The organism is Pseudomonas sp. TKO26 (genome assembly GCF_003225665.1).
Classification (GTDB): domain Bacteria; phylum Pseudomonadota; class Gammaproteobacteria; order Pseudomonadales; family Pseudomonadaceae; genus Aquipseudomonas; species Aquipseudomonas saponiphila.
Genome location: NZ_QKLN01000019.1, coordinates 88,490 through 104,387 on the forward strand (window position 1 = coordinate 88,490; position 15,898 = coordinate 104,387).

Genomic DNA, 15,898 nt, shown 5'->3' on the forward strand with positions numbered 1-15,898 from the left:
CAGCGCCGGATTCGCCCCCATTGTCACTGGCCCCCTGTACAACGCCCGTTATCTGGAAGCCATGGCCCATCTGAATATTCAGCTTGCGGTGGTACAGGGAGGCGGGACGAATGCCGGCTTCGTATATCACCAGGTGAGCGAATGAATGAGCTGACAGTCGTTGGCAGTGGCTGATGGCGCTCAGTTCGCATCATCTCTCACATGTGCCGCCAGGGAATGGAGGAAATAGCCACACTACAGAGGGAATTCGGTCGTCATAGCGGTGATCGACAGAGGCTTGCGCGACAAGGTGCGCCAGCCTGCCGGTTTTGTAAAAACATCCAGATGCACGGATAGCCGTGCCATAAGAGCACGGCGCATCCGGATAGTGTTTTAGTAGCTGTTGACCAGCAGTTTCACTGCTTGGCAGGCTGTTTCAGTCTCGGTCTCCAAGCGCTCGAGGTCACCATGGGCAGACCAGGCGAGCAGCAAGCCATCGAAGAGACTGATGAACAGGCGACTGATGCTGGTTAACGCGCCCTGATCCAGCGCATCGCCGCTGATCTTTCGAATGACCTGGTGGGTCGCTTCGATGGAAACGGCATAAATCCTAGCCGCCATTTCCGGATTGTTGCGCAGGCTCCAGAAGAAGAGTTCGAACTGTGTGGTAGCCCGCTCGGGGTGCAAGGTGAACCACTTGACCAGTTGGCGCAACATTTCCCCAATCGATTCCGCTGGCGTAGCGCCTGTCGGAACGTACTGCAGTGATTGCTGCGGCATGTTGATCAAGGATTCGTAGACCGCACAGAACAATTCGTCCTTGGTGTGGAAGACATAGTGCAGTGAGGCCAGCGGAGAATCCGCCGCGGCTGCGATCCGCCGCGTCGTGGCGTCGGCTATGCCGTACTCCGCGATCACCTTGATGGTGGCTTCAATAAAATCCTGTTTGCGCTCTTCAGCGCCTATCCGAGCCATTGAGCGTTCTCCCTTATCGGTATTGCCGCCAACCTTCGATCCAGCCTTGACGGCGACGAATCCTATCGCAAGGTCACTCCCCAATCCATGAGGTGAGTCGATGCAATCGGGATGACGAAAGTCCGTGCGTGCTTATCGTCAAGGAGACACGCGTGACAGGGCAGGGCACTGGTCCGCTATGAACGTGATGCCGCCAGTCAGCGAACGCCAGCGGGTGCAACGGATTTCATGGTTCTAACGGTGGTGGTGGAAAGACAAAGCAATAACAATCATCTGACTTGATCATTTGATCAGGCTCAGTGATCATAACGTGCTCTCGCTGAGAGTGAAAGCAAGAGGGCGTTGCGGTGACAGGCAACGGGTGGGGTGAGTCAGGCTGAACCGACTCACTGGATAGAACAATGACTAAACCAGACAGGTAGAAAGCAGATGGATACACGAAAACTCTCGACTGTCAGCAGCGATGCATCGGTCGAACAGGTGGTGGAGATCATCCTGCGTGACGGCGGGGTCATCATTTCCGATTTTGTCTCGCCCTCGACGTTGAAGTCCCTCGCTGAAGAATTGGATGCCTACTTGAATGTCACGCCTTGCGGAGTGGATCCCTATTTCGCAGGCACGCAAACCCGACGTGTCGGCCGTATCATCGGGCGAAGCGACACGGCCGTGGATGTGGCATTGAACCCGCTGTTCATTGGGGCGGCCAGGAAGATCCTGCAGACACCTACCCATGTCTGGGTGGGTAGCGACCGAGTCGAGATCGAGCCTGACATTCAACTCAGCATTACCCAAGCCATCCAGATCGGGCCAGGCCAAGGCTTGCAGCCCCTGCACCGTGATGATGCTACTTCGCTGTGGAGGCATCCCCAGTACGGACGTGAAGCCCGCCTGCAACTCATGCTGGCCATCTCTGATTTCACCGAAGAGAACGGGGCAACACGCGTCATTCCCGGTAGTCATCAATGGGATGACGAGCGCATGCCGACCCAGGAGCAGACCGTTGCCGCTGAAATGAAGGCAGGCTCCGCGCTGCTATGGATGGGGTCGGTCTATCACGGCGGTGGCGCCAATACCTCCTCGACTCCTCGTACTGGCCTGACCATGGCCTACGACCTGGCCGTCTTGCGCCTCGAAGAGAATCACTTCCTTTCCCTTCCCATTGAACGCGTTCGCCAGCTTCCGGCAGAGATGCAACGCCTGCTGGGTTGGAGTGTCAGCTCCACGTTGCTGGGCTGGGTAGAAGTCGATGGCCTGATGCGAGACCCGCACGAGCTACTGGGCATGCCCGAGTTCTCTGAGCCGGGAAAAGGGTTCTGACGATCCTGAGCCGTCAGGAAGCAGCCCCTACTCTGGGAGCCATGTGAATGAATGTTTGGCGAAGGACAGTTACCGTTTTTCTGCATGTTTTGATCTGAAGTTACTCCGTGTCAGGCCGAAGGCCTGCTTCTTTACCGCCTCTCGGGGCGGATTTTTTTTGGTTTCCCTTTACCAGTCTAAAAACTACAAATTGCACAGTGTTGAAGCACACCGAACGCGCCTCGTCATCGCTTTGACGTCGGGCGGTTCTTGAGTCAATTACTGACAATACAGTGAATCAATATAACCAAGGGTAGTTCCATGTTGCGCAAACACTCAGTGATTGTGGCTGCTTCTTATATATTCAGTAGTGCTGCGTGCGCTGCTGATACATCCACAACAGTCAATAACGACCTCATCAGCGTCTACCAGGAAGCGGTCGATAACAATGCAGATTTGGCGGTTGCTCGTGCCGACTACAGTGCTCGCCGCGAAGTCGTGCCTCAGGCTCGCGCCGGGCTGCTGCCCAATCTTTCGGCTGGCGCCGAGATGATGAATACCCGTACTAAGCTTGATGAGCCTTCGGTTACTTCCAATCGTAGTGGTAATGTTTGGAGTGCTACCTTAGCGCAGCCGATTTTTCGTGCTGATCGCTGGTTTCAGCTACAGGCCGCAGAGGCGGTCAATGAGCAGGCTGCCCTGCAACTCTCGGCCACTGAGCAAGGCTTGATTCGACAAACCGCAGAGAACTACTTCGCGGTGCTACGTGCACAAGATAATCTTGCTTCAACCAAGGCTGAAGAGTCGGCATTCAAACATCAATTGGAACAATCCAATGAGCGTTTTGAGGTTGGCCTCTCGGATAAGACGGATGTCTTGCAATCACAGGCCAGTTACGACACGGCACGAGCCAACCGAATTGTTGCTGAGCGTGAGGTGCAAGATGCGTTTGAAGCCTTAGTTACTCTAACCAATCGCCAGTACACTGCAATTCAGGGTGTTGTTCATACTCTCCCGGTGCAGGTGCCGACCCCCAACGATGCCAAGGCTTGGGTCGAAGCTGCGGGACGCCAGAACCTTAACCTGCTAGCTAGCAACCATGCTGTGACAGCCGCCGAAGAGACTGTGCGACAGCGAAAGGCTGGGCACGCACCAACCCTTGACGCAGTAGTTAAGTATCAGAAAGGCGATAATGACAGTCTTGGCTTTACTAACCCTGCGCAGACTGGAGCACGTTATGGTGGAGATGTTGAGCAGACTAGTGTTGGCTTACAACTGAATATTCCGATCTACAGTGGCGGCCTCACTAGTTCGCAGGTTCGCGAGGCGTACTCGCGGCTGACACAGAGCGAACAGCAGCGTGAGAGTCTGCGCCGTCAGGTAGTAGAGAGTACTCGTAATCTGCATCGTGCAGTGAATACTGATGTCGAGCAGATTCAGGCGCGCAAACAGTCCATAGTGTCTAATCAGAGTGCTTTGGAGGCAACCGAAGTTGGTTATCAGGTGGGTACTCGCAACATTGTTGACGTATTAGATGCTCAGCGCCAGTTGTACGCATCTGTACGTGATTATAACAATAGTCGCTACGACTACATATTAGACAACTTGCGTTTAAAACAAGCGGCAGGCACCTTGAGCCCGCAGGATCTGCGGGACTTGGGGCGGTATCTGAAGGTTAATTATAATCCGGACAAGGATTTTCTGCCGCCGGACTTGGCAGTGGAGGCCAAGAAGAACTTTGGCAGTCGCCCATGAGCTGATTTGCAAAAGTTTATCGAAATACTGCCCCCCTTGAGTCCAGCTAGTTCTGGACAAGAGCAGGTTTTGTCCGAAATGCAGTTTTGGTTCAGGTGTGACCAATGTCTACCCTTGCGCTTTCGGATATACCTCCAGACTCTATAAATCCAGCGATCCAAGAACGTACATCCCAATGATGCTCAGGCATGTTAGAGCGGCTGTAGGTGGGATATTCATCGCATTGCCTCATCAAGGCAATGCGATGCTCATTATCGACCCAGCGAATCTTTATGCGCCGATTGCAGGTCCTTTATAGGCCTGATCCGAGGAAGGCTCTTGTGGATGCCTTGGTCGGTTTTCCCATTGAAGCAGCAGGGAAATGCCACAAGGCAGGACTGTCAGGGTCACTATCGTAGCAACCGCCAGCCCGCCAATCACCGCATAGGCCATGGGCCCCCAGAATATCTGCGGTGCAATCGGGATCATGCCGAGGATGGCGGCACAGGCCGTCAGCAGAATCGGCCGCGCCCGGTGCATCGAGGCGTGCGCTATGGCCTCGGAGGGTGATTGGCCGAGCTTCATATTGATGTCGACCTCCTCGATCAGGATGATCGCGTTGCGCACGATCATGCCAACCAGGGCGATCACCCCCAACTGCGCGACAAAGCCCATGGGCGTCGCCGTCGGCAACATTGCCAGAACCACACCGATGAGCCCGAACGGAGCCATCGCCAAGGCCAGGAACATGCGCGAGAAACTGCGCAGTTGCACCATCAACAGCACGCACATCACCAGTGCCGTGAGCGGCAGCACGGCGGCGAGAGATTTGCTGCCCTTGGCCGCTTCCTCGACCGCGCCGCCGACTTCAACCTTGTAGCCCTTGGGCAGTTCGGCAGAGAACCGTGACACGGCGGGCGCCAGTGCCTTGACCACGGTAGCCGCCTCGAGTCCTTCGCGAACGTCGCCCTGTACGGTGATCAGGGGCAGGCGCTGGCGGCGCCAGACGATTGGGTCTTCCACGCCGAAACTGAGCTTGGCGATCTGCGTCAAGGGAACGCTATGACCGTCGGCCGTGCGCAGCTGGAGATTGGCAAGGGTTGCCAAGTTAGTGCGCTCGCCGAGCTGTGCGCGGACCACCACATCGATGAGCCGCTCCCGGTCGCGTACCGTGGTGACCGCCGAGCCGGAAAAGATCGTTGCCATGGCGCTGGCGATGTCTTCCGAGGAAAGCCCCAATGCACGCGCCTGAGTCTGGTCGACTTCGACCCGGACGCTGCGTTGTGGCTCGCCGGACAGCAAATGCACCTCTCGGGTGTCGTGGTTGGCGGAGATCACATTGGCCAGGCGCGCAGCGGTATCACGAACCTTGTCCTGATCGGGGCCGGTGACGCGGTACTTGAGTGGCCAGCCTACCGGAGGGCCCAGTTCCAGCGGTGTCGCACGCGCGATAAGCCCGGAGAATTGGGTCTTGAATACCTCAGCCAGCCTGGCCTGCAACGCATCACGCTGCTTGACCCCCTTGGCTACCACGACTGTCTGGGTGACGTTCTCGTTCTCCAGCAGCACCTCCATGGGCAGATAGAAGCGAATGGCGCCGGAGCCGATGTAAGTGGAGAAGCGCTCGACATCCGGGTCGTTCTTCAGCAACTCCTCGAGTTTCGAGGCCTGGCGTATGGTTGCATCCAGCGAGGCATTCTGCGGCAACGTCAGGCTGACTAGCAGCTCAGGGCGGTCGGAGGGCGGGAAGAACTGCTGTTCGAGGTAGCTTGCCCCGCCGAGCGACGCCACGAATGCCGCGCCGGCAAGACTCAGGGTCAGCGCCCGATGCTTGAGGGCCCAGGCCAGCACCCGCTCGTAGGTGTTCATCAGGCGCCCGCCGGCATGCCCGTGATGGGGCATCGACTTGGGCAGGATCAGGGTTCCGAGCAAGGGTGAGAACAGTACCGCGACCACCCAGGAAGCCGACAGCGAGATCAGTACAACCATGAACATCGAGTAGCAGTATTCACCCGCGCTCGAAGCGGCGAACCCCACCGGGATGAACCCGGCGATCATCACCAGGGTGCCTGTCAGCATCGGGAAGGCGGTTGACTCGTAGGCGAAGCTCGCGGCCCGCTTCAGGTTCCAGCCCTCTTCGAGTTTGCCGACCATGGCCTCGACGGTGATCATCGCGTCATCCACCAGCAGGCCGAGGGCGATGATCAGCGCGCCCAGCGAGATGCGTTGCAGGCCTATGCCCGTCAGTTCCATGCCGATGAAAGTCATGGCCAGAACCAGGGGGATCGAGAGGCTGACCACCAAGCCCGCGCGAACACCGAGCGAGACAAACGATACGGCCAGTACGATCGCCACCGCTTCGGCGAGGACCGTCAGAAAACCACTGACAGCCTGCTTCACGACTGTCGACTGGTCAGCGACCTGGATCATCTCGATACCGTGGGGCAGGGATGCCTTGACCTCATCCATGCGGGCGCGAACCGCTTCGCCGAAATTGAGCAGGTTGCCGCCCGAGGCCATCGAGATGGCAAGGCCGAGGGCTTTTTCGCCATTGACTCGGAACAGTGGCGCGGGTGGGTCGGCAGCAATGCGCCGGATAGCCGCGAGTTCGGTGAGCGGTACGAAACGATCGTTGGCTCGCAGCGTAACGTTGCGCAAGCTTTCCTCTGAGGCGAAACCGCCACTGACGCGCAGTGCTATCTTGTCTTCGGCTAGTCGCACCGTGCCAGACGGTATAACCGCGTTCTGTGCTTTCAAGGCTCGCAAGACGGCCTCTTCATCAAGTCCAAAGGCTGCAAGCCGGCCAGGGGAGAACTCGATGACGATCTGCTCTTCCTGGACCCCTAGCAATTGAACCTTGCCGATTCCAGGAATCCGTAGCAGCTCCGCACGCACACCTTCGAGGTAGTCACGCAGTTCACGGTCGGAGAAACCCTCGGCGGTGAAGCCGAAGATCTGTCCATAGGTGTCACCGAATTCGTCATCGAAGAAGGGGCCCTGCACGCCACTTGGCAGCGTGGCGCTGACATCGGCCATCTTCTTGCGAACCTGATACCAGGCATCAGGGACTATTCCTGCCGGAGCATCATCGCGCAGGTTGACCATGATCACGGTCTCGCCCGGGCGCGTATAACTATCTAGCCTGTCGAGGTAAGGAGTCTCTTCAAGTTTTTTCTCGAGACGGTCAGTCAACAGTTTTGTTGTGTCATCGATGGTAGCCCCAGGCCATCGTGCCGATACGACCATCGTCTTGATGGTGAAAGCTGGGTCTTCGTTGCGACTCAGCTTGGAATAGCTGATCGCGCCCCCGACTAGGGTCACCAGCATGAGAAAGAACATCAGTGGCATCTGGCCGATCGACCAGGCGGACAAGTTGAACCCGCGCTGATCTTCTGGAGGTGTTGCGTTCGACTTCATTGGCTCACCTCGGCGGCATCGTAGACAACTTTCTGCCCTGTCCGGAGTTTGCTGACCCCAGCTGTTACCACGGCATCGCCTTCGGTCAATCCGGACTCGACCAGTGCCTGTGTCGCTGTAAAGCGTGTGACAACGACGGGTTTACGGACAAGCGTGTGATCGGAAGGCTGCACGATGAAGACTGCCGGCTTGCCATCCTCACTGGTCAAGGACGAGGCGGGGAGAGTGAATAAGGCTTTGCCAGGCAATAGCAGACGGCCTGTCACGGTAGCCCCCAAGGTCATGGCCGGTGGGGTTTGCGGCAGCGCAATGCGCACCCGATAGGTACGGGTGGCGGCATCTGCGGTTGGGCTGACATCACGAATGGAGCCAATGACCTTGATCTTGGGATCTGACACAAGCGCAACTTCGACTTTTACGTCAGAGACCACTGAGGTGTAGAGGCGCTCAGAGACGTTGAAGACTGCGTCACGCTCCTGTGTCGAGGCGAGCTTGAACGCCAGCTGACCGGCATCGATCACTTGGCCAGTATTGACCATCACTGCACTCACGATTGCGGCGTCGGGTGCACGTAACTCGGTGTAGCTCAACTTGTTGCGTGCAGTCAGCAGCCCAGTCTTCGCAACATTGAGCCGAGCGTTGGCTGCTCGCCAGTTGGCCGCTGCCTCATCCACCCGGGCACGGGCCACGAACTGCTTATCGAAGAGCATGCGCTGTCGCTCAAGTCCGGACCTGGCAAACTCTTCTGCCGCTTCTGCACTGCGCACTTCGGCTTCGGCAATCCGTACCTCATTTTGCACATCGTTTGGATCGAGGACTGCTAGAACTTGGCCTTTGGCAACATTGGCCCCTACATCTACGCTACGAGTCGCAATGCGACCGGGGATACGAAAGGCGAGATCGGTTTCGATGTGTGCGCGAATCTCCCCTGTTTGCGCAACTTCTTCGCCAATAACGGCAGGCTCTGCGATAACTACTCGGACGGGGCGTGGCGCCTCTTCCAATCGCTTCTCCTCTTGGCAGCCAGTAAGGAATAGGCTTAAGCCGAAAATACAGCCGCATATCCGTAACGCCATAAGCACTTTCATTTTATATTTCCCTCGATCAAATAGCACACGCAAGTCAATGTGTTCGCCTTTCAGTAGAAGCACTTCTTATTACAGGGTTAAAGTTGCTAGCGGCGAAGTAAACAATAAAAATTCTAAGCAATGATCGAAGCATCGCGGAGAGTGTTTATAAAATTGAAACGTTCCGACTGAGTTTCAAATAGCTCATAGCAAACCTAGTAGAAAAATTGAGGGATGAGATTATTCATCTGACAGTGCTTCCCAAACTTGGTGTGCTGGCATACTCATTTCCAACCAAATCTGGGTCAGCAGAAGAGCGACGAAGCAGGCCAAGCCGACGCCCAGGCTCAGATCGGCGATGTCGATCAGCTTGACAATGGATACCAGAATTCCGAACAGGTAGACCTCGAGCATGCCCCATTCACGCAGATGGTGATAACTGCGGTAGAGCAACATGCCGGCGCGGCGCGCCACCTTGAACCGCAGGCTCAACAACACCAGTAACTGGCTCAGCAGCTTGAGCAGCGGAATCGCCATGCTGCTGAGCAGCACCACTACTGCGACCCCTTGCATGCCGCTTTCAAACAACCCGAACACACCACTCCAGACCGTTTCGCTGCGGGTTTGGCCGAGCAGAGTGAGGTGCATGATCGGCAAGAAATTGGCCGGAATGTAGAGCAGCAGGGCAGTGAGCACCAATGCGAAACAGCGGCGTTGCCATTGCTGGTGATGCACGGCCAGTTCGAAGCCGCAACGTGGGCAGCAGCTTTTTTCGCCGGCTTCCAGCGGTTCACGGCGCATCAACAGATCGCACTCATGGCAAGCAACCAATGCCTCCAAGGGCAGGGCGGCCAGATTATTGAGTTTGGTATTAGGCATTTAATGGGGCCTGCGGGAGCCTGGTCTAGGTTTCCGTTCGAATATGAGAGCTTGCACCGTAGAGGAATATTTGCGGCAGGATATGGGCGGTATTGGCGCTGGCTGCGCGACCACGTTGCTCAGAATCGACCATGCCATACACCAGACTGATGAACATTTCGGTAAGAATCGACGCGGTGATATCAATACGTAGTACGCCTTGCTGCTGACCGCGGAGAAAGAAAATATCCAAAGCATGCAAGTAGAAGTTCCAAGGCGCGGCGTTAGGACTTTCATCGAGGAAATCAGGCCGGTATTGGGCGACTAAAAATGCTAGCAGTTCGCGGTGTGCCAAGTGCTCACTGATTAAGCGCTCAAGGGCAGAGAGAAACTCATCTTGCTGCAAACGAGCATTGCCGATGATCTTCGTAAGTACTTCCTTGGCACGGCCTTCTAGTTTTTGCAGAAGGTTGTCCCGCGTGCCACAGAAGCGATGCAGCGTGGCTCTGCTCACCCCAACTAGCTGTGCCAGTTCGAGCATGGAAGCTCTTGGGTGATGAACTATCGCAGTGGTTAGCAGACGTAACAGGCGCTCCTCCTGTGGGGACAGGGGAGTTGCCCTTTCTTGAGTGAACTTTCCAGATGCTTGCATAGGGCCGATTGGTTTCCGGAAGGGTGAAGGCTGGATCTTATTTTGATCATATGAATCATTATTGACTCAAAGCGGATTGAAAAGTACCATCCCGGCCGTTTTCAATCAAGCCTTAGGTGAGTCATGGGCAATTTTCGTGCAGTAAGAACGGCAGGGGCATTGGCAGTCGCCATCGCATTGGCAGGGTGTGGTCCGGCGAGCGAGCAGAGCCCTGTCGTGGAAACGGCGCGTCCTGTGGAAGTGCTGGCGGTGGTAAGCGAGCCCTTAGCACTTGTTTCGGAATTGCCGGGGCGAGTTGAGCCAATGCGTGTAGCCGAGGTGCGGGCACGGGTGGCGGGCATCGTGCTGAAGAAGCGCTTCGAGGAAGGTGCCGACGTCAAGGCCGGCGATCTGTTGTTCCAGATCGATCCCGCACCGCTCAAGGCAGCGGTGTCCCGTGCCGAGGGCGACCTGGCCCGGGCCCAGGCCGGAATGAAGGAAGCCCAGGCACGGGTCAAACGCTATGAGACGCTGGTGAAGATCGAAGCGGTCAGCCAGCAGGATTACGACAAGGCCAGTGCCGACTTGCTCAGCGCCCAAGCAGCGATCCGTTCGGCCCAGGCCGACCTGGAAACCGCGCGCCTGAACCTGGGGTACACCTCGGTCATCGCGCCGATCTCTGGCCGAGTAGGACGTGCGCTGGTGACTGAAGGCGCTCTGGTTGGCCAGGGCGAAGCGACCCTGATGGCGCGCATCCAGCAACTGGACCCGATCTACGCCGATTTCACCCAGACCGCCGCCGATGCGTTGCGTCTACGTGAAGCCCTCAAAAATGGGACCTTGGCCACTGATTCGCAGCAGAGCCTGTCTGTAAGAATTGAAGGCACTTCGTATGAGCGCAGGGGGAAGCTGCTTTTCACGGATGTTGCGGTGGACCCTGGTACGGGGCAAGTGACTCTACGCGGTCAGTTTGATAACCGCGACGGTAATCTGCTGCCTGGCATGTATGTACGTGTCAGCACTCCACAGGGGACCGATAGCCAGGCGGTTTTAGTGCCGCAGCGGGCTGTGCAACGTAGCCCGGATGGCAGTGCCTTCGTGTTGTTGATGGGCGACGACGGCCGTGCTCAGTCACGTCAAGTGCAGACCGGTGTCATGCAGGGAGCACGCTGGCAGATTCGCGATGGCTTGAAAGCCGGTGACCGGGTGATCACTAGTGGCTTGGCTGGCCTGCAGCCTGGAGCCAAGGTCGAGCCCAAGAGTGTCGCTGCCACACCCTCAGAGCCGCAGAAGTAAGGGCGTAATTGCCGCGAGGATTTATCGATGTCGAATTTTTTCATCAGGCGTCCTAACTTTGCTTGGGTGGTCGCGCTGTTCATCTCACTGTTCGGGTTGCTAGTTATCTCCAAGTTACCGGTGGCCCAATACCCTAACGTTGCACCACCGCAGATCACGGTTACAGCCACGTATCCGGGGGCTTCGGCCAAGGTACTGGTGGAGTCGGTGACCAGCATTCTTGAGGAGTCACTCAACGGCACTAAGGGTTTGCTCTATTTCGAGTCGACCAACAACTCCAACGGTACCGCCGAAATCGTCGTTACATTTGAACCTGGTACCGATCCTGACCTGGCCCAGGTTGATGTACAGAACCGCCTGAAGAAAGCCGAGGCGCGCATGCCCCAGGCCGTACTCACCCAGGGCTTGCAGGTCGAGCAGACCAGCGCCGGCTTCCTGTTGATCTACGCCCTGAATTACAAGGAAGGTGCCGAGCGCGGCGATACCATTGCTCTCGGTGATTACGCCGCACGTAACATCAACAACGAACTGCGCCGCTTGCCCGGCGTCGGCAAGTTACAGTTCTTCTCTTCCGAAGCGGCGATGCGGGTCTGGATCGATCCACAGAAGCTGGTGGGTTATGGCTTGTCCATCGAAGACGTGAGCAGCGCCATCCGTGGACAGAACGTGCAGGTTCCGGCCGGTGCCTTCGGCAGCACACCGGGCGACAGTGCCCAGGAATTGACTGCGACCTTGGCGGTCAAGGGGGTTCTGGACAATCCGCAGGAGTTTGCTGAGATTGTCCTGCGGGCCAATCAGGACGGCTCCATGGTCAAGCTTGCCGACGTCGCACGTCTGGAGTTAGGCCAGGAAAACTACAACATTTCCTCACGCCTGGATGGTACTCCGGCAGTCGGTGGTGCGATTCAGTTATCGCCGGGCGCCAATGCGATTCAGACGGCGACGTTGGTCAAACAACGCCTGGCCGAACTGTCACAGTTCTTCCCTAGTGATGTGCAGTACTCCGTACCCTACGACACCTCGCGTTTCGTCGACGTGGCCATCGAGAAGGTGATCCATACCCTGCTTGAAGCCATGGTCCTGGTGTTCCTGGTGATGTTCCTGTTCCTGCAGAACGTGCGCTACACCCTGATTCCATCCATCGTGGTGCCAGTGTGTCTGCTCGGTACCCTGGGCGTGATGTACCTGCTGGGCTTCTCGGTGAACATGATGACCATGTTCGGCATGGTGCTGGCCATCGGCATCCTGGTGGACGACGCCATCGTGGTGGTGGAGAACGTCGAGCGGATCATGGCCGAGGAGGGCCTGTCGCCGACCGAAGCCACGATCAAGGCGATGAAGCAGGTGTCGGGGGCCATCGTCGGGATCACCCTAGTGCTGTCCGCGGTGTTCATGCCGCTGGCGTTCATGAGCGGTTCGGTGGGTGTCATCTACCAGCAGTTCTCGGTATCCCTGGCAATCTCGATCCTGTTCTCCGGCTTCCTGGCCCTGACCTTCACCCCGGCCCTGTGCGCCACGCTGCTCAAGCCGATCCCTGAAGGCCATCACGAAAAGCGCGGTTTCTTCGGTGCCTTCAACCGTGGTTTTGTTCATGTTACGGAGCGCTACTCAGCACTCAATGGCGCGTTGGTCAAACGTGCCGGGCGTTTCATGCTGATCTACGGCGGTATTGTCGCGCTGCTCGGTTACAGCTACCTGCGATTACCGGAAGCTTTTGTGCCCACTGAAGACCTGGGTTACATGTTGGTTGATGTGCAGCTACCACCCGGCGCCAGCCGTGCGCGCACGAACGCCACCGGTGAACAGCTGGAAACCTATCTCAAGTCCCGTGAGGCCGTCTCCTCGGCATTCGTGATTTCGGGCTTCAGCTTTTCTGGCCAAGGTGATAATGCGGCGTTGGCTTTCCCGACATTTAGGGATTGGTCCGAACGCGATGCGCATCAATCGGCCATGGCTGAAGTAGCGGCCCTGAACGAGCATTTCGCCATCTCCGACGACGGTACCGTCATGGCGGTTTCGCCACCACCGATCAATGGCTTGGGTAACTCTGGTGGTTTCGCCCTGCGCTTGATGGACCGTGGTGGTTTGGGTCGCGAGGCCTTGCTGCAAGCTCGGGATACGCTGCTGGGCCAAGTCAACGGCAACCCGAAATTCCTCTACGGGATGATGGAAGGCTTGGCCGAGGCCCCGCAATTGCGCCTGGTGATCGACCGCGAAAAAGCCCGGGCCCAAGGCGTCAACTTCGAGAGCATTAGCTCCACCCTGTCCTCGGCCTTCGGTTCCAATGTGATCAACGACTTCACCAACGCTGGTCGCCAGCAACGGGTTGTGATCCAGGCCGAGCAGGGCGCGCGGATGACCCCGGAAAGCGTGCTCAAACTCTATGTACCCAACAACAAGGGCGACCAGGTCCCCCTCAGTGCCTTCGTGACCAGCAAGTGGGAGGAGGGGCCGGTGCAACTGGTGCGCTACAACGGCTATCCGTCGATCCGTATCGTCGGTGACGCAGGCCCGGGCTACAGCACCGGCCAGGCCATGGCCGAGCTGGAGCAACTGGCATCGCAACTGCCCAAGGGTATCGGCTACGAGTGGACCGGCCTGTCCTACCAGGAGAAGGTTTCTGCCGGCCAGGCATCGGGCCTGTTCGCCCTGGCGATCCTGGTGGTGTTCCTGTTGCTGGTGGCCCTCTACGAGAGCTGGTCGATCCCGCTGTCGGTGATGCTGATCGTACCGATCGGCGCGGTGGGTGCGGTACTGGCGGTAATGGTCGTGGGCATGCCCCACGACGTGTACTTCAAGGGCGGCCTGATCACCATCATCGGCCTGTCGGCGGAGAAAGCGATCCTCATCGTCGAGTTCGCCAAGGAACTGTGGGGGAAGGGCTATAGCCTGCGTGATGCCGCCATCGAGGCCGCTCGCCTGCGCTTCCGTCCGATCATCATGACGTCCATGGCCTTCATCCTCGGCGTGGTGCCCCTGGCCATCGCCACCGGTGCCGGTGCGGCCAGCCAGCGCGCCATCGGTACCGGCGTGATCGGCGGGATGCTTAGCGCCACCTTGCTGGGGGTGATTTTCGTGCCGATCTGCTTCGTCTGGTTGCTGTCGTTACTGCGTACCAAACGGCCTGCCACCGAACAACCAGCCCTGACCCAGGAGTGATCAGCATGCGTACCTTTACTATATCGGCGCTGCTGATCGCCCTGGCCCTTGGGGGCTGCTCCATGGCTCCGACCTACGAGCGCCCGGCGGCGCCGTTCGCCGATAGCTGGAGCGGCGCGTCCGCCCAGCAGGGGCGGCAGGCCAGCGAGCTGGATTGGCAGAGCTTCATTGTCGATCCGCAGTTGCGCAAGCTGGTCGGTACCGCCCTGGACAACAACCGTTCGCTGCGCCAGACCCTGCTGGACATCGAGCAGGCCCGGGCACAGTACCGCATCCAGCGGGCGGACCGGATCCCTGGGTTGAACGCCGGGGCCTCGGGTAACCGCCAGCACCTGCCGTCGGACCTTTCCAGCAGTGGCCGGGCCGGCGTGGCCAGCACCTACCAGGTCGGCCTGTCGTTGCCAGAATACGAAGTCGACCTGTTCGGCCGGGTCAAGAGCCTCAGCGATGCGGCCTTGCAGCAATACCTGGCCACCGAGGAGGCGGGGCGCTCGGCACGCATCGCGCTGATCGCCGAGGTCACCCAGGCCTACCTGACCCATGACGGCGCCCAGCGCCGCCTGGCCCTGACCCAGCAGACCCTGGTCAGCCGCGAATACTCCTTCGCCCTGATCAGCCAGCACCGTGCGGTAGGTAACGCCACCGCACTGGACTACCAGGAAGCCCTGGGCCTGGTGGAACAGTCCCGGGCCGACGAGGAGGCCGCCCTGCGCCAGAAGCAACAGGCGTTCAATGCCCTGGTGCTGTTGCTGGGCACCGCCGATGCGGCCAAGGCGATTCCCGAGAAGCTGTCGGAGCAGCCGCTACTGGTGCAAGACATCGCCGCGGGCTCGCCGTCGTCGCTGATCGAGCGCCGCCCGGACATCCTGGCCGCCGAACACCGCCTGCAAGCGCGCAATGCCGATATCGGCGCTGCGCGGGCAGCGTTCTTCCCGCGGGTCACCTTGACCGGCAGCTTCGGCACGTCCAGCGCACAAATGTCTGGCCTGTTCGATGGCGGCTCGCGCTCCTGGAGCTTCATCCCGACCCTGTCGCTGCCGATCTTCGATGGCGGGCGCAACCGCGCCGGGCTGAGCCTGGCCGAGGCGCGCAAGGATTCGGCGGTGGCGGCCTACGAGGGCACGATCCAGAACGCGTTCCGTGAAGTGGCCGATGCCCTGGCGGCCACCGATACCCTGCGCCGCGAGGAGCAGGCACGCCGGGCCCTGGCCAACACCAGCAACGAATCGCTGAAGTTGGCCAAGGCTCGTTACGAAGGCGGCATCGACAGCCATCTGCGTTACCTGGACGCCCAGCGCAACAACTTCGCCAACGAGACGGCGTTCATCGAAGTCAGCACTCAACGGCAGATCGCCCTGGTGGACCTGTTCCGTTCCCTGGGCGGTGGCTGGAAGAACAACCAGGACCCGCAATTGGCACAACGCCAGGACCGGCTCTGAACAAGAGGTTGATGCTGCCGAGGTCAATTCAGCGAGCATCACTTGAG

General features: G+C 58.5%; 10 protein-coding genes. 5 read left to right on the forward strand and 5 right to left on the reverse strand.

Annotated elements, in window-relative coordinates:
- Window positions 1-372 precede the first annotated feature (372 nt).
- Window positions 373-954 carry a TetR/AcrR family transcriptional regulator gene (locus DNK59_RS22680; protein ID WP_110724699.1) on the reverse strand — a complete coding sequence of 194 codons (582 nt, stop codon included), beginning with the start codon at window positions 952-954 and terminating at the stop codon, window positions 373-375.
- 429 nt (window positions 955-1,383) lie between these two features.
- Between DNK59_RS22680 and DNK59_RS22685 the strand changes: the two genes are divergently transcribed.
- Window positions 1,384-2,271: a phytanoyl-CoA dioxygenase family protein gene (locus tag DNK59_RS22685; protein WP_092314931.1), complete on the forward strand. Its 888-nt coding sequence runs from the start codon at window positions 1,384-1,386 to the stop codon at window positions 2,269-2,271.
- A 300-nt stretch (window positions 2,272-2,571) separates the two neighbouring features.
- Entirely contained in the window at window positions 2,572-4,005 is a 1,434-nt protein-coding gene (locus DNK59_RS22690; protein ID WP_110724700.1) for a TolC family outer membrane protein, read from the forward strand.
- A 270-nt stretch (window positions 4,006-4,275) separates the two neighbouring features.
- Here the strand turns inward: DNK59_RS22690 and DNK59_RS22695 are convergent, their stop codons facing one another.
- From DNK59_RS22695 to DNK59_RS22710, 4 genes are all read right to left on the reverse strand, one after another.
- The gene (locus DNK59_RS22695) at window positions 4,276-7,401 is read right to left on the reverse strand and encodes an efflux RND transporter permease subunit (RefSeq protein ID WP_110724701.1); all 3,126 of its coding nucleotides are present in this window, start codon (window positions 7,399-7,401) and stop codon (window positions 4,276-4,278) included.
- On the reverse strand, window positions 7,398-8,489 hold the full coding sequence (locus tag DNK59_RS22700) for an efflux RND transporter periplasmic adaptor subunit (protein WP_110724702.1): 1,092 nt from the start codon (window positions 8,487-8,489) through the stop codon (window positions 7,398-7,400). Before DNK59_RS22700 ends, DNK59_RS22695 begins: the two co-directional genes overlap by 4 nt.
- 219 nt (window positions 8,490-8,708) lie before the next feature.
- Window positions 8,709-9,347: a paraquat-inducible protein A gene (locus DNK59_RS22705; RefSeq protein WP_110724703.1), complete on the reverse strand. Its 639-nt coding sequence runs from the start codon at window positions 9,345-9,347 to the stop codon at window positions 8,709-8,711.
- A gap of 25 nt (window positions 9,348-9,372) precedes the next feature.
- Window positions 9,373-9,978, reverse strand: a complete 606-nt coding sequence (locus tag DNK59_RS22710) for a TetR/AcrR family transcriptional regulator (RefSeq protein WP_110724704.1) — start codon at window positions 9,976-9,978, stop codon at window positions 9,373-9,375.
- Between the two features lie 123 nt (window positions 9,979-10,101).
- Between DNK59_RS22710 and DNK59_RS22715 the strand changes: the two genes are divergently transcribed.
- From DNK59_RS22715 to DNK59_RS22725, 3 genes are read left to right on the forward strand one after another with little or no spacing between them, the layout of a single operon-like run.
- Window positions 10,102-11,253 carry a MexC family multidrug efflux RND transporter periplasmic adaptor subunit gene (locus DNK59_RS22715; protein ID WP_110724705.1) on the forward strand — a complete coding sequence of 384 codons (1,152 nt, stop codon included), beginning with the start codon at window positions 10,102-10,104 and terminating at the stop codon, window positions 11,251-11,253.
- Between the two features lie 27 nt (window positions 11,254-11,280).
- Entirely contained in the window at window positions 11,281-14,412 is a 3,132-nt protein-coding gene (locus DNK59_RS22720) for an efflux RND transporter permease subunit (RefSeq protein ID WP_110724706.1), read from the forward strand.
- Between the two features lie 5 nt (window positions 14,413-14,417).
- A complete protein-coding gene (locus tag DNK59_RS22725) occupies window positions 14,418-15,851 on the forward strand; it encodes an efflux transporter outer membrane subunit (RefSeq protein WP_110724707.1) in 1,434 nt (477 codons plus the stop codon).
- The last annotated feature ends 47 nt before the right edge of the window (window positions 15,852-15,898 follow it).